Annotated in this window: 18 protein-coding genes; 3 read left to right on the plus strand and 15 right to left on the minus strand. The window is 59.8% G+C overall.

Going from position 1 to position 16,771, the window contains the following annotated elements:
* From trpB to ABK249_RS24940, 6 genes are all read right to left on the minus strand, one after another.
* Complete coding sequence (trpB, locus tag ABK249_RS24915; protein ID WP_037153966.1) at positions 1 to 1,221, minus strand: tryptophan synthase subunit beta; 1,221 nt, start codon at positions 1,219 to 1,221, stop codon at positions 1 to 3.
* A gap of 3 nt (positions 1,222 to 1,224) precedes the next feature.
* Entirely contained in the window at positions 1,225 to 1,890 is a 666-nt protein-coding gene (locus ABK249_RS24920; RefSeq protein WP_037153969.1) for a phosphoribosylanthranilate isomerase, read from the minus strand.
* 724 nt (positions 1,891 to 2,614) lie between these two features.
* Positions 2,615 to 3,376 carry a M48 family metallopeptidase gene (locus ABK249_RS24925; RefSeq protein WP_037153972.1) on the minus strand — a complete coding sequence of 254 codons (762 nt, stop codon included), beginning with the start codon at positions 3,374 to 3,376 and terminating at the stop codon, positions 2,615 to 2,617.
* 146 nt (positions 3,377 to 3,522) lie between these two features.
* Positions 3,523 to 3,951, minus strand: a complete 429-nt coding sequence (locus ABK249_RS24930; RefSeq protein WP_348864328.1) for a DUF2852 domain-containing protein — start codon at positions 3,949 to 3,951, stop codon at positions 3,523 to 3,525.
* A gap of 146 nt (positions 3,952 to 4,097) precedes the next feature.
* On the minus strand, positions 4,098 to 5,381 hold the full coding sequence (locus ABK249_RS24935) for a polyhydroxyalkanoate depolymerase (RefSeq protein WP_348864329.1): 1,284 nt from the start codon (positions 5,379 to 5,381) through the stop codon (positions 4,098 to 4,100).
* Positions 5,382 to 5,649: 268 nt separating this feature from the next.
* Positions 5,650 to 6,492, minus strand: a complete 843-nt coding sequence (locus ABK249_RS24940; protein WP_348864330.1) for a fumarylacetoacetate hydrolase family protein — start codon at positions 6,490 to 6,492, stop codon at positions 5,650 to 5,652.
* A 155-nt stretch (positions 6,493 to 6,647) separates the two neighbouring features.
* Here ABK249_RS24940 and ABK249_RS24945 point away from each other — a divergent pair, with 155 nt between their 5' ends.
* Complete coding sequence (locus ABK249_RS24945) at positions 6,648 to 7,247, plus strand: nitroreductase family protein (RefSeq protein ID WP_037153986.1); 600 nt, start codon at positions 6,648 to 6,650, stop codon at positions 7,245 to 7,247.
* 152 nt (positions 7,248 to 7,399) lie between these two features.
* Here ABK249_RS24945 and gyrB read toward each other — a convergent pair whose 3' ends face one another.
* From gyrB to ABK249_RS24970, 5 genes are all read right to left on the minus strand, one after another.
* A complete protein-coding gene (gene gyrB, locus ABK249_RS24950) occupies positions 7,400 to 9,835 on the minus strand; it encodes a DNA topoisomerase (ATP-hydrolyzing) subunit B (RefSeq protein ID WP_348864331.1) in 2,436 nt (811 codons plus the stop codon).
* Between the two features lie 128 nt (positions 9,836 to 9,963).
* Positions 9,964 to 10,329: a helix-turn-helix domain-containing protein gene (locus ABK249_RS24955; protein WP_037153992.1), complete on the minus strand. Its 366-nt coding sequence runs from the start codon at positions 10,327 to 10,329 to the stop codon at positions 9,964 to 9,966.
* On the minus strand, positions 10,326 to 10,901 hold the full coding sequence (locus ABK249_RS24960) for a Smr/MutS family protein (RefSeq protein WP_227704633.1): 576 nt from the start codon (positions 10,899 to 10,901) through the stop codon (positions 10,326 to 10,328). Before ABK249_RS24960 ends, ABK249_RS24955 begins: the two co-directional genes overlap by 4 nt.
* A complete protein-coding gene (gene mltA, locus ABK249_RS24965; RefSeq protein WP_227704632.1) occupies positions 10,898 to 12,016 on the minus strand; it encodes a murein transglycosylase A in 1,119 nt (372 codons plus the stop codon). The genes ABK249_RS24960 and mltA overlap by 4 nt, the downstream gene beginning before the upstream one ends.
* On the minus strand, positions 12,013 to 12,711 hold the full coding sequence (locus ABK249_RS24970; protein WP_037154000.1) for a Tim44/TimA family putative adaptor protein: 699 nt from the start codon (positions 12,709 to 12,711) through the stop codon (positions 12,013 to 12,015). The genes mltA and ABK249_RS24970 overlap by 4 nt, the downstream gene beginning before the upstream one ends.
* A gap of 124 nt (positions 12,712 to 12,835) precedes the next feature.
* On the opposite strand from ABK249_RS24970, the gene ABK249_RS24975 reads away from it, so the two are divergent.
* Positions 12,836 to 13,351, plus strand: coding sequence for an FxsA family protein (locus ABK249_RS24975; RefSeq protein WP_037154003.1), 516 nt, complete (start codon positions 12,836 to 12,838; stop codon positions 13,349 to 13,351).
* 117 nt (positions 13,352 to 13,468) lie between these two features.
* Complete coding sequence (secB, locus tag ABK249_RS24980) at positions 13,469 to 13,945, plus strand: protein-export chaperone SecB (protein WP_037154006.1); 477 nt, start codon at positions 13,469 to 13,471, stop codon at positions 13,943 to 13,945.
* A 54-nt stretch (positions 13,946 to 13,999) separates the two neighbouring features.
* Here the strand turns inward: secB and dnaQ are convergent, their stop codons facing one another.
* Genes dnaQ through ABK249_RS25000 form a run of 4 tightly spaced genes read right to left on the minus strand, consistent with a single transcriptional unit; the run spans position 14,000 to position 16,760 of the window.
* Complete coding sequence (gene dnaQ / locus ABK249_RS24985) at positions 14,000 to 14,704, minus strand: DNA polymerase III subunit epsilon (RefSeq protein ID WP_037154009.1); 705 nt, start codon at positions 14,702 to 14,704, stop codon at positions 14,000 to 14,002.
* 1 nt (position 14,705) lies between these two features.
* Entirely contained in the window at positions 14,706 to 15,317 is a 612-nt protein-coding gene (coaE, locus tag ABK249_RS24990) for a dephospho-CoA kinase (RefSeq protein WP_037154011.1), read from the minus strand.
* Positions 15,317 to 16,174 (minus strand): shikimate dehydrogenase, encoded by an 858-nt coding sequence (locus ABK249_RS24995; protein WP_348864332.1) that lies wholly within the window; start codon positions 16,172 to 16,174, stop codon positions 15,317 to 15,319. The genes coaE and ABK249_RS24995 overlap by 1 nt, the downstream gene beginning before the upstream one ends.
* On the minus strand, positions 16,167 to 16,760 hold the full coding sequence (locus ABK249_RS25000) for a Maf-like protein (protein WP_037154017.1): 594 nt from the start codon (positions 16,758 to 16,760) through the stop codon (positions 16,167 to 16,169). The genes ABK249_RS24995 and ABK249_RS25000 overlap by 8 nt, the downstream gene beginning before the upstream one ends.
* Between the last annotated feature and the right edge of the window lie 11 nt (positions 16,761 to 16,771).

A 16,771-nucleotide genomic window follows, 5' to 3' on the forward strand; every position in this document is an offset into this window, starting at 1 on the left:
TCAAAGCTCCATGCCAAGGATCTTGCCGACGGTGAAGATGTCCTTGTCGCCGCGACCGGAGAGATTCATGACGATGATCTGGTCCTTGCGCATCTTCGGCGCACGCTTGATCACTTCGGCGATCGCATGGCTCGGTTCGAGTGCCGGGATGATGCCTTCGAGGCGAGTCAGCACCTGGAAGGCATCGAGCGCTTCCTGGTCCATGATCGGCACATATTCGACGCGGCCGATATCGTGCAACCAGCTATGCTCGGGACCGATGCCCGGATAGTCGAGCCCGGCCGAGATGGAATGACCCTCGAGAATCTGTCCGTCGCCATTCTGCAGGAGATAGGTCCGGTTGCCATGCAGAACGCCCGGGCTGCCGGCCGTGATGGAAGCGCAATGTTCGACGCCTTCAAGACCTCGGCCACCGGCTTCCACACCGACGATCTGGACACCTTCATCATCCAGGAACGGATGGAAGATGCCGATCGCATTCGAACCACCGCCAACGGCAGCGACAACAAGATCGGGCAGCCTGCCCTCGGCTTCGAGAATCTGCTCCCGGGCTTCCCTGCCGATGACCGCCTGAAAATCGCGAACCATTTCCGGATAGGGATGCGGGCCGGCTGCGGTACCGATCAGATAATAGGTGTCCTCCACATTGGTGACCCAGTCGCGCAGCGCCTCGTTCATGGCGTCCTTCAGCGTGCCGTGTCCGGCAGTCACCGGCTTCACCTCGGCGCCGAGAAGCTTCATGCGGAAGACGTTCGGCGCCTGGCGTTCGACGTCGGTGGCGCCCATATAGACGACGCAGGGAAAGCCGAAACGCGCACAGACCGTTGCAGAAGCCACGCCGTGCTGGCCGGCGCCAGTCTCAGCAATGATGCGCGTCTTGCCCATGCGCTTGGCAAGCAGGATCTGTCCGATGCAGTTGTTGATCTTGTGCGAACCGGTGTGGTTCAGCTCCTCGCGCTTGAAATAGATCTTCGCGCCGCCGAGATGCTCGGTCAGGCGCTCGGCGAAATAGAGCGGACTCGGACGGCCGATATAATGGGCGCCAAGTTCGGCCAGTTCCTGCTGGAAGGCCGGATCGTTCTTCGCCTTTTCCCATTCGCCCTGCAGGTCCAGGATCAGTGGCATCAGGGTTTCGGCAACGAATCGTCCGCCGAAAATGCCGAAACGGCCATCCTCATCGGGGCCGGATCGGAACGAATTGGGTAATGGCGTCTGGTTCACTTTCTACTCCCTGCGCGCCTTTTGAAGCCGGGCTTCCGCGACGGCGTCGAAAAACGCATCAATCATTCCAGGATCCTTGACGCCCGGTGCGCATTCCACCCCGGACGAAGCATCGATACCGCTTGCCCGCGTCGAGGCGAGCGCGAGAGCGACATTATCCTTGTTCAAACCTCCCGAAAGCATGTAATCCACGCTCTCGTCAAGGGAAGCCATCAGGCTCCAGTCGAAGGAGACGCCATTGCCGCCCGGCAGTTCGGAGCCCGCAGGCGCCTTGGCATCGAAAAGAAAACGGTCGGCAACGCCGATGAACGGTCCGACCCTGTCGAGATCGGCGGCTTCCCTCACCGAAAAGACCTTCATGACCGGCAGGCCGTAGAGGGCCTTCGCATGCAGGATACGTTCGGGGCTTTCATGGCCGTGGAACTGAAGGATATCAGGCCTCAGCAGCGAAACGATGTCGTCCAGTTCCTCGTCATCGGCATCGACCGTAACCGCGACGATCTTCACCCGGCCGCGGACACGGTCGGCTAGCTCACCGGCGATGTCCGGCTCGATATTGCGCGGGCTCTTGCGAAAGAAGATGAAGCCGATATGGGTCGCCCCCCGCGCCACGGCACGATCGACAGCCTCCGGGGTCTTCAGACCGCAAATCTTGATATCAGGTTTCATGATGCGCGGAGTGACACGAAATGCGTCAAGAGTCGAGCCAAATCGAGCGTTTCGGGTTCTCGAGTCTCTCATCGGGTCTAGCCCGGTACAAGAATGACAAGAGACGGATTCCCCCCTTGGCGATCTGGGAATTTCAAGTTCTGCCGGGACACGTCGGGTGCCTCGATTTAAGTTTTTATAGGTGACACGCGACGTGTCCCGTTCAGTGTTCTTGTGCTGCGCAACTCCGGTTCCTCTGCGGCGATATGGTCTTACGTCCTTGCAGATGCCATACTGGGTTGTGTGCGACACACGCACGCCCCGCCTTGAGGCGAGAGGGGAACCATTTTCTGCGCAGCCCCTGACAACCCGACTGCATCAACGGCAGGCCGAAAGGGCACCGGTCCCATCTCGCCGGCGATGCTTGAACCGGTGTAGCCGAAACGGAACGCGAAGATTGTAGGCACAAGGCGCGAGGGCGGGGATGAACGGGAGTGATTTTTCTTGTCGATTTTTGCCAAGGCTTTGATTTGCCTCGCCATACCCCCCTCTGCCCTGCCGGGCATCTCCCCCTCAAGGGGGGAGCGCACCGGCTTCCCCAAACAAGAAACCGTTCTACCCGGCAGGCGCTGGATGAGGCCGGAAGGCGAGGCAACCGCTTCGGCCCTTCGCTAAGGCTCAGTGCGTTCGGCGCTACAATCGATTCACCGGATCGATTGCTCGGGCTACGCCCGACCGCTTCTCACTACTCGAAATCGATTGCATGAAGCTGCGAGCCGTGCTGCTTCAGCCATTTGCGGGCCTCTTCCATGCGCGGGCAGAGCTCCTTGCACAGCGCCCAGAATTTCGGCCCGTGATTCATCTCCTTCAGATGCGCCACTTCATGGGCTGCTAGGTAATCGATGACCAGCGGCGGCGCCATGACGATGCGCCAGGAAAAGCTCAGGTTTCCATCCCAGGAGCAGGATCCCCAACGGCTGCGGGTATCCTTCATGCTGACCGATTTGACCGGTTTGCGGATCGCTGCCGCATGGCGGGCGACCAGAACTTCCATGTCCTTGCGCGCCTCCTTCTTGAAGAAAGCCGAAAGCCGCCGGCCCATGTGATCTTCCAGACCACTCACCTTCAGTATCGGCTCACCATCGACCGTCACGGCTTCAGTGAGGCCGCGCAAGGTTCCGGTATGCTCGATACGATGGGACACGCCACGGAAGGAAATACGGCCGCCATGGCGGACCGGGTTCTCGGTCGAAAATTTGGCGAGCCTAGTAAGCAGCCAGCCCTGATGCCGGTCGAGGAAATCGTCAATCTCGTGCTTGCGCAAACCGGCCGGCACGGTGAGATTGAGCGCCCTTCCACCGGGCTCGATCCTTAGCGTGATCCGGGTGGCGCGCCGGTTCTCCCGGATCGTCAGCGGCATCGCCCGGTCGCCGACATGCAGGGTGCGCTTCACCGTTTCGAGCGGTCTCGACTTCAAACGGACAGGTTTTTTCAGAAGCGCGAACATTCTTACGTTTTAGCCGATTCCCTTGCATAAAAAAGCCGGCGTGCGAGACGCCGGCTGTTCCTGGTTTCATCGCATGTCGTTGCCGCAAACCGCTACCCCCTTTTGGGTGGCAGCTTCGACTGTTTCACGTGAATCCAACCGCGCGATCAGAGGTCCACGACCGGATTCTGGCCGGGGCCGGAAGAATTGTTCCTGCGTTCGCGCATGAAGCGGTCGAATTCCTCCTGGTCCTTGGCGCGGCGAAGCTCGCGGACATAATTGTCGAATTCCTCGCGCATCTCGTCCAGCTTGCGGCGTTCTTCCTCGATCCGCTCAAGCTCGGCCTTGCGCCAGTCGTCGAACGCGACATTGCCGGTGGTAAAATGCGTATTGTAGCGACGGCCAGCCCGACGGCAGCCGGCGAACATGCGGTCAGCGCGGTCATTCGCATCGCGCTTGAAACCGCCCAGCCTTTCCCCGAAGAGGATGTAGGCAAGCATGGCCAGGCCCAGAGGCCAGAAGACCACGAAACCGAGCACCATGAGAGCGATGGTGGCCGGCGTCCAATCCGGACGAATCAATGCTGACTGGTTCATAGGTCACACCTGATGGTTTCAGCGGGTGGCCACATGCCAGCCCGACTGAATCCGATTTGGTGAGCCCATGTTCCGCCTTCAAGAAGACGGAACATTAAATCCAAGAAGTTGCTGAAATATAAGAGGGAAATCGGAAGGGAGCGAATTCAGACCGCCTTGCCGCCCCGGATGACCCGCTTTACCGGCGTCCTTTTTCCCGGCGCCCTTGCATGTTTCTGCGCGAAAGCCACGATGCGCGGCGCGATCTCGCGGCGGAAACGCGAGCCGTTGAAGACGCCGTAGTGGCCGACATCCGGCTGCATGTAGTGCATGCGCATGTCTTCGGGAATGTTCGGGCAGATCGCATGCGCCGCCTTCGTCTGGCCGAGGCCGGAAATGTCGTCGTTCTCACCCTCGATGGTCAGCAACGCGACATTACGGATCGCTTTCGTATCGACCGGAGTGATCCGATGCATCATCTCGCCTTTCGGCAGCGAGTGCTTGATGAAGACGGTGTCGACGGTCTGGAGATAGAATTCCTCCGTCAGATCCATGACCGCCAGGTATTCGTCGTAGAAATCGCGGTGCCTTTCCGCCGATTCGCCGTCGTTCTTGACGAGATGCTGGAAAAATTCCTTGTGGGCGATCAGGTGGCGGTCGAGGTTCATAGACATGAAGCCCGACAATTGCAGGAAGCCGGGGTAGACGCGGCGCATGAAGCCCGACTGCGGCCAGGGCACATTCATGATGACGTTGTCGCGGAACCATTCGATCGGGTGCTCTTCCGCCAGCTTGTTGACGGCAGTCGGGTTGATGCGGGTGTCGATCGGACCACCCATCAGGGTCATGGACGCCGGCAGCATCGAATCCCGCTGCGATTCCATCACGGCGACGGCGGCCAGGACCGGGACCGAGGGCTGGCAGACGCCGATGACATGCGCGCCAGGCCCGATAGCATGCAGCATCTCGATGACATAATCGATATAGTCGTCCAGATCGAAATGGCCTTCCGTCAGCGGCACCGTGCGGGCGTCGATCCAGTCGGTGATATAGATATCCGCATGCGGCAGAAGCGCTTCAACCGTGCCGCGCAACAGCGTCGCATAGTGGCCGGACATGGGTGCGACAACGAGGATCTTCTGGTCCTCCGACCGATCTGCCGGCAGATCGCGGCGGAAATGCAAGAGATTGCAGAAGGGTTTTTCCCAGACGATCTCCTCGGTCACCCCAACCTTTCGGCCGTCCACCACCGTTTGCGGAAGCCCGAATGCCGGTTTGCCATATCGACGGGTCACACGTTCGAAGACTTCGAGGCTGGCGGAAAGCGTCCGTCCGACCGTCGTCTGGGAAAGCGGGTTGAGCGGGTTGGAATAGAAGAAACGCATGGCATCCGCCGCGGCCCGGAACGGTACCATGGCGGCATGGTTCATCTCATAAAACTGATAGAACATGGATGTGCCACCTCTCGTGATTTTCGACGGCGTTCAGCAAAAACATCGAACCGATCGGTTCAGCAGCAGGGCCGAGACAAATTAACGGTTTTTTATCGCGGTGCAACATGAAGAAGGGATACCGGCGGGTTTTGCCATTGGAAAGCGGGACCGCGGATCATCCGCGGACTGCTCGTTGATGACCTATAATGGCAGGTAAGCCTTAAGGTTCCGCCTCCCAAGACTGGTAAAGGACTCGTGTCCGCCATGACACGAGTCCGGCGATCACTTAATCGTCAGCGACGAAGGTCTGGCGCTGAGTGCCGAGGCCATCGATCCCGAGCTCGACGACATCGCCGGCCTTGAGGAAAAGCGGCGGCTTCATGCCGAGGCCAACGCCCGGCGGGGTGCCGGTGGAGATGATGTCGCCGGGATGCAGCGACATGAACTGGCTCAGATAGGAGACGAGATAACGGACGCCGTAGACCATCGTCCTCGATGAACCGTTCTGCATGGTTTCGCCGTTGACCTTCAGCCACATGCCGAGCTTCTGCGGATCGGCGACTTCGTCCTTCGTGACAAGCCAGGGGCCGATCGGGCCAAAAGTGTCGCAGGACTTGCCCTTCGTCCACTGGCCGGCGCGCTCGGCCTGGAAGGCCCGCTCGGACACGTCGTTCGTCAGGCAGTAGCCGGCTACGTAATCAAGCGCGTCTGCCTCGGAGACATATTTCGCGGTCTTGCCGATGACAACGCCAAGCTCGACTTCCCAATCGGTCTTTACCGAGCCACGCGGGATGAGCACATCGTCGTTCGGTCCGCAGATCGCCGACGTCGCCTTCATGAAGATGATCGGCTCCGGCGGGACTGTGGCGCCGGTCTCGGACGCATGGTCGGAATAGTTGAGGCCGATGCAGATGAACTTGCCGGTGCCGGCGACGCAGGGGCCGATGCGGGCCGGCTGCAATTCCGGCAGGCTTTCGGGATCGAGCGCGGCAATTTTCTTCAGCCCTTCCGGGGAAATCGCCGCACCGGCAATATCGGCAACATGGCCGGAAAGATCGCGGATTTTGCCCTTGCTGTCGAGAATTGCCGGCTTTTCATGGCCCGGCTCGCCAATGCGCATCAGTTTCAAGGAATCTCCTCCGGTTGTCAGACAAGCCGCTTTATGGATTAAGTCGCGCGGCTTGTCACCCTGTTTTGCGGCGCGACAGCTGGTTGCCAGCGAGGCCAATCGGTCTATTCTTTCTGCCTTACCGCAAACTCAACTGTGAAAATTCAGAGGATACCATGACCAGCAGCAATACCCGCGAATCGGAATTTCCGATCGATGCCTTCTTCTTGGACCGCTGGTCGCCGCGCGCTTTCACCGACGAGACGATCACACAGGAAACGATGCTGACGATCCTCGATGCTGCACATTGGGCGCCGTCTTCCGGCAACAACCAGCCCTGGCGTTTCGTCTACGCTCTGCGCGGCACGCCTTCCTTCCCGGTCCTCGTCGATATCCTGAGCCCCGGCAACCAGCGCTGGGCGAAGAATGCCGCAGCGCTGATGATCGTGATCTCGAAGACCTACCGGATCTCGAAGGATGGGGAGCGGCGGCTCGCCTATACCCATTCCTACGACACGGGCGCCGCTTGGTTCTCGGTCATCTGCCAGGCCATGAAGCTCGGCTATCACGCCCACGGCATGGAGGGTTTCGACAAAGAGAAGGCGGGCGAGGTGCTTGGAATTCCGGAAGGGTACCGCGTGGAAGCAGCCGCGGCGATCGGCCGGATGGCAGACAGAAGCACCCTGCCCGACGATCTCGCCGAACGGGAGTTCCCGAGCAAGCGCAAGCCGGTTTCCGAAATCGCCTTCGAGGGGAAATTTACCGGAGAACCATGACGGCGGAGACGCGGCGACCAGGGAGAGCGTCGCCTTGTTTCACGTGAATCCCCTATCCACAGGAAAGATTCACGTGAAACATTTTCGAGCTGGACAATAAAAAACGGCAGACCGCAGGGGCCGCCGCTTTTTTGATTGCGACACCGGATGGGTCAGATATCGAGGTTGGCGACGTTCAGCGCGTTGTCCTGGATGAACTCGCGGCGCGGCTCCACTTCGTCGCCCATCAGGCGCGAGAAGAGGCCATCGGCATCGGTCGCATCGTTCACCTTCACCTGCAGCAGCGAGCGGACGTTCGGATCGAGCGTGGTTTCCCAGAGCTGTTCGGCGTTCATTTCGCCCAGCCCCTTATAGCGCTGCATCGACAGGCCCTTGCGGCCCGCCGCGAAGATTGCGTCGAGAAGCGCCCGCGGGCCGGAGATTTCCTGCTCACCGTCCTTGCGGCCGAGAACCGGCGGCGTGCGATAGATGTCCTGCAGACGCGTCGTCATCTGGTCGATATGGCGGGCATCGGCCGAACCGATCAGGGCCACGTCCAGGACCGCTATCTCCCTTACACCGCGCACCATGCGCTCGAAGCGCAGGCCGCCCTCATCCGTCACATGGCCGGACCAGCCGCGTTCGGTTTCCTCGGCGATCATGTCGAGCCTGCGGGCGACCTCGTCGGCAGTCTGCCGGGCGCGCTCGCGGTTGTCGGTGAGTTCCGGGTTCAATGCACCGGCAATCGCCGCCTGTTCGATGATCGACCGATTGTAGCGTGAATGCAGGCCGTCGGTCAGCGAACGCAGCCTGAGCGCATCCTGGATGACTTCCCGCAGATCCTGGCCGGCGCGCACCTCGCCCGAGCCGAGCTTCAGCGTCGCTTCCTCCAGGCCCATGCCGATCAGATATTCCTCGAAAGCCTTTTCGTCCTTCAGGTACTGGATCGACTTGCCGCGGGTCACCTTATAGAGCGGCGGCTGGGCGATATAGATATGGCCGCGCTCGATCAACTCCGGCATCTGGCGGAAGAAAAAGGTCAGAAGCAGCGTGCGGATATGGGCGCCGTCGACATCCGCGTCCGTCATGATGATGATCTTGTGGTAGCGCAGCTTGTCGGCGTTGAACTCATCCTTGCCGATCGAGGTGCCGAGCGCGGTGATCAGCGTGCCGATCTCCTGGCTCGACAGCATCTTGTCGAAGCGGGCGCGCTCGACATTGAGAATCTTGCCGCGCAGCGGCAGGATCGCCTGATTTTCCCGCGAACGCCCCTGCTTGGCGGAACCACCAGCGGAATCGCCCTCGACGAGAAAAACCTCGGACTTGGCCGGATCGCGCTCCGAGCAGTCGGCAAGCTTGCCGGGCAGAGAGGCAATGTCGAGAACGCCCTTGCGGCGGGTGAGTTCGCGCGCCTTGCGGGCCGCCTCGCGGGCGACGGCCGCCTCGACCACCTTGCCGACGAGGATCTTGGCTTCGGTGGGATGTTCCTCGAACCAGGTGCTCAGCGCCTCGTTGACGAGGCTTTCGACCACCGGCCGGACTTCCGACGAAACGAGCTTGTCCTTGGTCTGCGACGAGAATTTCGGGTCCGGCACCTTGACCGAAAGAACCGCCGTCAGGCCCTCGCGGCAATCTTCGCCCTGCAGCGTCACCTTTTCCTTCTTGGTGATGCCGGAGCTATCCGCGTAGGACGTCACCTGACGCGTCAAGGCTCCGCGGAACCCGGCCATATGGGTGCCGCCATCCCGCTGCGGGATGTTGTTGGTGAAGCAGAGCACGTTCTCGTGGTAGCTGTCGTTCCACCACATCGCGACCTCGACGGTAATGCCGTCCTTCTCGCCCTTGATGGCGACGGGTTTGTCGACGAGTGGCTTCTTGGCGCGGTCGAGATATCGGACGAAAGCCTCGAGGCCGCCGTCATAGATCATCTCCTCTTCCCTGATATCCGGCTTGCGCTTGTCCGTGAGCCGGATTCGGACGCCCGAATTCAGGAAGGCCAGTTCGCGCAGACGATGTTCGAGCGTGTTGTAATCATACTCGGTCATCGTGAAGGTCTGGGGGCTTGCCAGGAAGGTGACCTCAGTGCCGGGCCGGCCCTCATATTCCCCCACGACCTTGAGCGGCGCATCGGCGACGCCATGGGTGAAGGAAATCTCGTGGACCTTGCCGTCGCGGCGGATGCGCAGCTTCAGCCAGGTGGAAAGCGCGTTCACGACCGAGACGCCGACGCCATGCAGGCCGCCGGAGACCTTGTAGGAATTCTGGTCGAACTTGCCACCCGCATGGAGCTGGGTCATGATGACCTCGGCCGCGGAAACGCCCTCCCCCGAATGGATGGCGGTGGGGATGCCTCGTCCGTTGTCGGTCACGCTGACGGAACCATCCGGATTGAGGGTAACGGTCACCAGATCCGCATGGCCGGCCAGCGCTTCGTCGATCGCGTTGTCGACGACCTCATAGACCATGTGATGCAGGCCGGAGCCATCGTCGGTGTCGCCGATATACATGCCGGGACGCTTGCGGACGGCATCGAGGCCTTTGAGAACCTTGATCGAATCGGCACCATATTCGGCACTCGCGCCATTCTCGCTGACGGGTGTATCGGTCATCAAATATCTTCCAGTTCGTTTGAGATGCCGGTTGAGCGAATCACCGGCCTTTCCACCCTGAAATATAGGGAAATCGGGGCGGTTTCTAAAGGTTGGCAGGGACGAAAGCCGTGGATGCGTGCCAGAAGTCAATCCGGGCGGGGGGTTTTCCTCAGCAGCGTGTCCATATTCTCTATCACGTCCGGCGGCAAAGTGCGAATCTGTTGCGCAAGGCGATTCGCAAAGGCCGTATAGGGCGCCGGAAGGCCCGACGTATCCAGCACGACCTTCGGATGAGAGGCCTCTGCCAGCAAAAAAAGCTCCTCCGCTTCATCCCAGATAACGTTGAAGTAGCCGGCAATCCGCTGCAGGAGCTCGAAGGTCGGTCTGCCGCGCCGACCGTGCTCCAGGGCCGAGAGGTAGGCTGGCGTCACGCCGATCGCCTCAGCAAGGTCACGCTGGGTGACACCCTTGCGCCGGCGCAGTTCGCGCAATGCCTGGCCGAAGGGCGTCATTCGCGCTCCCCTCCATAGGCCCCCCGGCCCCGCGAGAGCCGGACATACATGGCGCCTTCGCCGCCGTGATGGCGCGCCGCCCATTCATAGGACGAAATCAGGAACCGGAATTCCGCTTTCGAAAACCACAGCGGCACGGCACGGCGGAGTACCCCTTCGCTTCCCATCGAGCGGCCCTTGCCGGTGATGACGAGGACGTGGCGGAGGCCCCGCTCATGCGCCCGCAGGAGGAAATCGAGCAGCAGGTCATGCGCCTCGTCCTGAAAAAGACCGTGGAGGTCAAGACGTGCCTCGATCGGCAGGCGGCCCTTGGCAAGCTTTTTCTTCACCGGCTTTTCGAGAGGATGATGGATGTTGGATCTTCTCGATCGCGCGGCGGCGCTCTCAACAGCCTGGTTTTCCGGCACCGGCGTAGGCTTCGGCCTGACAGTCTCCTCCTCGGCGAGCCTTGCCGCTTCCTTCTCTTCGAATTCGAGAATCTCCTTCATCCGGCCGGGCAGCGCGTTGGCGGTTTTCGCCACCCTGCCCCAGAGAATCCGTTCTTCCGGATCGAGTTTCCGACCGCCCTTCATCCAACAAACCTGACAGAAGCCGCCTTCGGGACGAGAATATAGAAATCCGCATCATTGCGCACCGCTCCCGCCAATTCACCAGCTTCAAACCCCGAGCCGGTGAAGATATCGCCGCGGGCCGGGCCGACGATTGCCGAGCCGGTATCGAGCGCCAACATCAACCGCGCGAACGGCTTTCCGCCGTCCATGTGCGTCAGCGTTTCGGAGCGGATGAAGAAGGGAAAGCCGAAGGTATGGATCTGCCTGTCGACCGCGAGCGATCGTCCCGCGATCAGCGGCACCTTGGCGGCGGCTACAGGACCCAGCGACGGTTCGGACACTTCCGCCTTCCGGAAGAAGATATAGGAGCGGTTATGCCAGAGAACCTCGTCAACCTTAGCCGGATTCCGAGCCAGCCAGGCGCGAATGCTCTGCATGGAAATTTCCGCGGGATCGATTTCGCCACGATCGATCAGCAGCTTGCCGATCGGCGAGAAGGGATGGCCCGCCTTGGCGGCATAAGTGATGCGTTCGACCCTTCCGCCGGGGTATTTCAACCGCGCCGCGCCCTGCACATGAGCGAAGAAGACGTCGACCTTCGACTTCGCATAGGCGATTTCGAGACCGCGGCCTTCGAGAAAACCACCATCGATCTCCGCGCGATCCGGATAGGGTACGACGCCTTCCGCTGTTCGCTGCCCGAACATGTAGCCGGAGTCCATACTCGCCGGACGACTCGCATCATCGAGATCGATCAGGTCGTCGGGACGGTAATAGAAGGGATAGGCCCAGGTTTCATCACGGGCGCCCGAGACCTCGATCTCCGGCTCGTAGAAAGCCGTGACGAAGCCGCGCCCGCCATCCAGGCGAGAAATCAGGAACGGAGTGCAATGGGTCTCGAAAAAAGCACGTGCGGAGTCGGCATCCGACGGACTTTCGCCGGCCTTTTCCAGAAACCTCGCCAGATCATCGGCTGTCAGGCCCAGTGCGCCGGTGCGATAGGGTTTGACCTTGCGGATATGATCGAGGCAGGCCCGCATGCCGGCAAAGAGCGAGGTCGGATCGTCCTCTTCCCATCCGGGCAGATCTGAAAAGGATAGCGGCCGGAGCGTATAATCCGCAAAAACGCCTGTCATTGTTCGGATTCGGTGGCAACCAGCTTCCAGTTCGGATCGCGGGAGCGGATATCACGTGCGAAAGTCCAGATGTCGGTGACCTCGGCGACCGTTTCCTGATCGCCCTCGATCAGCGTGCCGGCCTTGTCGTAGGTGGCGGAGATCAACTGGCTGACGATACGGACCGTGACCTGCGCTTCGGAATCCTTGACCGCCGTATGCGTGATATCCGCCTTGTCGATTCCGACAAAAGTGGATTTCACCACTTCACCCCTGGCTTCCCGTTCAGAGATCGCGGTGTCGAAGCCATCATAAACCTCTTTGGAGAGGAGACCTTTCAACGTCTTCCGATCGCCATCCGCGAAGGCCATGACAATCATCTCATATGCCATACGGACGCCATTCAGGAAGTCGCGCGGACGAAAGGAAGGATCAACCCTCAGCAGTTCCCTGAGCGCAGTGTTGAGCGGGGTATCCGGTTTGGCGACGGCATCGATATCGGCATAACGCTGCTCATCAACCTCGGAATTGCGGCCCGGCAAGGTCACGACCTTGCTGTCGTCGCCGTTCGAATTCTTCGCAGCATCACGGGAGCTATAGGGATCGAGTGGCGGCTTCTCGTTTCCTGTCCGCCGGCCGAGCACACTGCGCAGTTGCAGGAAGATCAGAACAGCGGCGACAAGGAAAAAGAGTGTTATAAAGTCGTTAGAGCCCATCTTAACCCGCAATTGCCGTTTAAATGTTTGTTGCACCTTCTCATATAGTCCGCATCCACCAATCATTCAAATAGCGAAGACGTCAGCGCAAAATACTGCAGGACCATTAAGAACTGGGAACAACATGCGTTTCTTTCTCGTGCCGCTCTTTCTTATCGTTTGGCCTCTGGCAGAAATCGCCGGCTTTGTGCTCGTGGGGCGTGCGCTCGGCCTATGGGCGACGCTCGGCCTGGTGATCGGCACAGCGGTACTTGGCGCGTTCCTGCTCCGCAGGCAGGGCATGCATATTCTAAGAGAGATTTCCACGGAAGGCCGGGAAGGCCGGGTGCCCGGCCGGACCCTCATCGACGGCGCGATGATCGTGATTGCCGGCATCCTGCTCCTCCTGCCAGGCTTCATCACCGACATTATCGGTCTGGCGCTCTTCATCCCATTCGTGCGCGGGGGCCTCTGGTCATTGATCGGCCGCCGCATCGTGGTGGTCCGCACGTCCAGCAGCACGCGCTACCGTTACGACGGCGACCGGTCCTCCCCGGGCGGTAAGAAATCAGGCCCGGTAGTCGATCTCGACGAGCAGGATTTCCATCGCAATTCGAATCCCTCCTCGCCCTGGGCCGGACCAAAAAACGAGGAACATTGAACAGGCCAGTTGGTTTGCCGGGGATTGGCAAGCCCAACAACGTTCCCATTTAGCCTTGAAACCCTCTAACCCGAAATGTTAGAGGGCCTCAACGCTCCAACGCCTCGAGGAAATCCCATGGCAGACGAAAACAACCAGGCAGCAACGCCGTCCATCAATATCCTGGCACAATACACCAAGGATCTCTCCTTCGAGAACCCCGGCGCACCCCGATCGCTCCAGGCACGCGACAAAGCCCCGAGCATCAACATCAATGTCAATGTCAACGCCAACCCGCTTTCCGAGGTCGATTTCGACGTCGTGCTGACACTGGAGGCCAAGGCCCAGGAAGACGAGAAAGTCGTCTTCGCGACGGAACTGGTCTATGGCGGCGTTTTCCGCATCAGCGGTTTCCCGCAGGAACACATGCTGCCGCTGCTGTTCATCGAATGCCCGCGGCTGCTTTTCCCCTTCGCACGCCAGATCATCGCCGACGTGACGCGTAACGGCGGTTTCCCGCCCTTGATGATCGATCCAATCGATTTCGCGCAGATGTTCACGCAGCGCATGGCCGAAGAACAGGCCCGCGCCAAGGTGCAATCGCTGAACAGCTAAACCTGATCCGTTGCAATAAAAAAGGCCGGGTCCCTGACTCGGCCTTTTTTCATTTCACTCGACAATCTGATATTTCAGCCAAAGCGCCTTCTCCTTGAGCGTTGCGACCATGGCGCCATGGGCTTCGATCTCCGCTGCTGTGATGCGGGCGGCCAAAGTCCGTGGGCGGCCGGCAACGGTCACGACCACTTCCTCGACTTCGATTACCGTCGTCGGCCTTTCCGCATCAGACAGGCCAAGCGCTGCCTGGCGGCCACCGGTCATTTCGATATAGACTTCCGCCAGGAGCTCGGAGTCGAGAAGCGCCCCGTGTTTGGTGCGGTGCGCATTGTCTATGCCGTACCGGCGGCAGAGCGCATCAAGCGAATTCGGCCCCATCGGATGTTTGCGGCGGGCCATGGCGAGCGTATCGACGACCCGGTCCATCATGACTGGCGGAAGCCCAAGCCGGTCGAACTCCGCGTTGATGAAACCCATGTCGAAGGTGGCGTTATGGGCGATCCATTTGGCACCGTCAAAAAATTCGATGATCTGATGAGCCACGTCGGCAAAACTTGGCTTATCCTTCAGGAACTCGTCAGTAATGCCATGTACGGCAAGCGCATCCGGATGGACCTTGCGGTCGCCGGGATTGATATAAAGATGCAGCGTTCTTCCGGTCGGAAAATTATTGATGAGCTCAATGCCTCCGATCTCAATCACCCGGTCGAATTTCGTTTCGAGGCCCGTGGTTTCCGTATCGAAAATGATCTCGCGCATGTCATTGGTCCGTTTCCTTGGCGCTCACCTTTGCCGCTTTCAAAGTGGCTATGATCTCGCGCACCCTTTGTCTTGCCGCGTCCAGCCCGAAGCCGGTATCGACCAGGAAATCGGCTTTCTTCCGCTTCTCCGCGTCCGGCATCTGGCGGGAGAGAATCATCGCCAATTTTTCCTCGGTCATGCCGGGACGCGCAAGCACCCTTTCGCGCTGTATCTGTGGATCGCAGGTGACGACGACGATGACATCCACACGATCCTCTCCCTTCACTTCGAAGAGCAACGGTATGTCGAGCAGCACAAGATCAGTGCCGGCTTGTCGATGACGTTCCAGGAATTCAATTTCGCGACTCCGAACCAACGGGTGAACGATCGATTCAAGGAGCGGGAATTTTTCCGGTGCGGCTGCAAGCTGGCGCGATAGCTCCTGACGGTCGATGACGCCATCCCTGACCGTGCCCGGAAAGGCCTGACCGATCGGTTTCACCGCATCGGTGCGGTAGAGATCATGGACCACGGCATCCGAATCATTCACCGGCACGCCCTCTTCCGCGAACATTTTTGCGGTCGTGGATTTTCCCATACCGATGGAGCCGGTGAGCCCGATGACGATCATCAATGTCTTTCCATGTCGGCGATGACGAGATCGCGAAGGGCCTCGTCGACCAATGGCCGACGCCCGAACCATTTTTCAAAACCAGGCACGGCCTGATGAAGCAGCATGCCAAGGCCATCGACGATCGCAAAACCCTGGTTTTCCGCCTGAGCGAGCAAGGGGGTTTTCAGCGGGACGTAAACGATATCGGTGACGACTGCATCGTCCCTCAGCGACGAGAAATCAACTTGCGGCGCCTCGCCGCCATCCATGCCTAGGGATGTCGTGTTGACGAACAAGCCAGCACCGGACATCACCTCGCTCAGCGCTTCCAGAGAGTGGGCATGCACTTTCGGGCCAAAGCGATCGGCAAGCTCCTGGGCGCGTGGAACGGTCCGGTTGACCACGTGAATTTCGCCAATACCGCGATTGCGGACAGCCTGAATGACAGCACGGCTTGCACCGCCAGCGCCGAGGATCACGGCACGGCCGATCTTATCCCAACCGGGATGACGGTCATCGAGATTGGCCGTGAAGCCATAGCCATCGGTATTCGTCGCGTTGAGCAGACCATTTTCCATCCAGAGCGTGTTCGAGGCGCCGAGTTCCTCTGCCAAAGCATCCGGTCGGTCTGCCAGTCTGAAAGCCAGTTCCTTGTGCGGAATAGTGACATTGCCGCCGCGATATCCCGAACTGCCATCCTTCAAGGCCTGAATGAATGCCAGAAAGTCCTCTTCTGAGACAGCTTCGGCTTTGTAAGTACCGGTGATGTCGAACTGCTTCAGCCAATAATTGTGGATCAGCGGCGAACGTGAATGCTTTACGGGCCAGCCGGTAACGAAGGCGTTAACCAAGAGTGTTTCACGTGAATCAGCCATCGATCGCTCCAAGTTCGCGCAGCTTGTCCAGGAGCGGCAACATGGGTAAGCCCAGGATGGTAAAATAGTCTCCGTCGATCTTCGAGAAGAGCTGGATGCCTTCGCCTTCAAGTTGATAGGCGCCGACGCTGCCGAAGACCTTTTCTCCAACGCGCATCAGATATCGATCGACAAAAGCATCGCTCAATGTCCGCACGGTCAGGTCGGCATGGGCGACATGTTCCCAGACGACATCGTTATCGCGGGCAAATGCAATGGCGCTATTCAGCCGATGGGTCTTGCCGGCAAGCGACATCAGGTTCTCCTTCGCCTCCCCGAGGGATTTCGGCTTGTGATAGACCCGGTTGCCGAGAGACATGGTCTGGTCCGATCCAATCACCAGCGCACCGGGGAAATGCTGACTCACATCCAGCGCCTTGGCCTTGGCGAGCGCCAGCGCCACCTGATCAGGGGATGCCCCTTCCAGGCCTGCTTCCATCTCCCGTTCATCGATTTCGGCGGCACGACTTTCAAATGTCAGGCCAGCATTTTCCATCAGCATCCGGCGAAAGGGGCTGGCGGAGGCAAGCACAAGGGGAACTGTCACGAGGAATCTCC

This window comes from Neorhizobium phenanthreniclasticum, assembly GCF_040066075.1.
GTDB lineage: Bacteria > Pseudomonadota > Alphaproteobacteria > Rhizobiales > Rhizobiaceae > Neorhizobium > Neorhizobium petrolearium.

Excerpts from the sequence above, each read along its gene's own strand:
- ABK249_RS24975 (WP_037154003.1), top strand. The coding sequence starts at position 12,836 with ATGCGTTTCTTTCTCGTGCCGCTCTTTCTTATCGTTTGGCCTCTGGCA.
- ABK249_RS24945 (WP_037153986.1), top strand. The coding sequence starts at position 6,648 with ATGACCAGCAGCAATACCCGCGAATCGGAATTTCCGATCGATGCCTTC.
- ABK249_RS24995 (WP_348864332.1), bottom strand. The coding sequence starts at position 16,174 with ATGGCTGATTCACGTGAAACACTCTTGGTTAACGCCTTCGTTACCGGC.
- ABK249_RS24955 (WP_037153992.1), bottom strand. The coding sequence starts at position 10,329 with ATGACGCCCTTCGGCCAGGCATTGCGCGAACTGCGCCGGCGCAAGGGT.
- ABK249_RS24930 (WP_348864328.1), bottom strand. The coding sequence starts at position 3,951 with ATGAACCAGTCAGCATTGATTCGTCCGGATTGGACGCCGGCCACCATC.
- ABK249_RS24960 (WP_227704633.1), bottom strand. The coding sequence starts at position 10,901 with ATGAAGGGCGGTCGGAAACTCGATCCGGAAGAACGGATTCTCTGGGGC.
- ABK249_RS24920 (WP_037153969.1), bottom strand. The coding sequence starts at position 1,890 with ATGAAACCTGATATCAAGATTTGCGGTCTGAAGACCCCGGAGGCTGTC.
- mltA (WP_227704632.1), bottom strand. The coding sequence starts at position 12,016 with ATGACAGGCGTTTTTGCGGATTATACGCTCCGGCCGCTATCCTTTTCA.
- secB (WP_037154006.1), top strand. The coding sequence starts at position 13,469 with ATGGCAGACGAAAACAACCAGGCAGCAACGCCGTCCATCAATATCCTG.
- dnaQ (WP_037154009.1), bottom strand. The coding sequence starts at position 14,704 with ATGCGCGAGATCATTTTCGATACGGAAACCACGGGCCTCGAAACGAAA.
- ABK249_RS24970 (WP_037154000.1), bottom strand. The coding sequence starts at position 12,711 with ATGGGCTCTAACGACTTTATAACACTCTTTTTCCTTGTCGCCGCTGTT.
- ABK249_RS24935 (WP_348864329.1), bottom strand. The coding sequence starts at position 5,381 with ATGTTCTATCAGTTTTATGAGATGAACCATGCCGCCATGGTACCGTTC.
- gyrB (WP_348864331.1), bottom strand. The coding sequence starts at position 9,835 with ATGACCGATACACCCGTCAGCGAGAATGGCGCGAGTGCCGAATATGGT.
- ABK249_RS24925 (WP_037153972.1), bottom strand. The coding sequence starts at position 3,376 with ATGTTCGCGCTTCTGAAAAAACCTGTCCGTTTGAAGTCGAGACCGCTC.
- coaE (WP_037154011.1), bottom strand. The coding sequence starts at position 15,317 with ATGATCGTCATCGGGCTCACCGGCTCCATCGGTATGGGAAAATCCACG.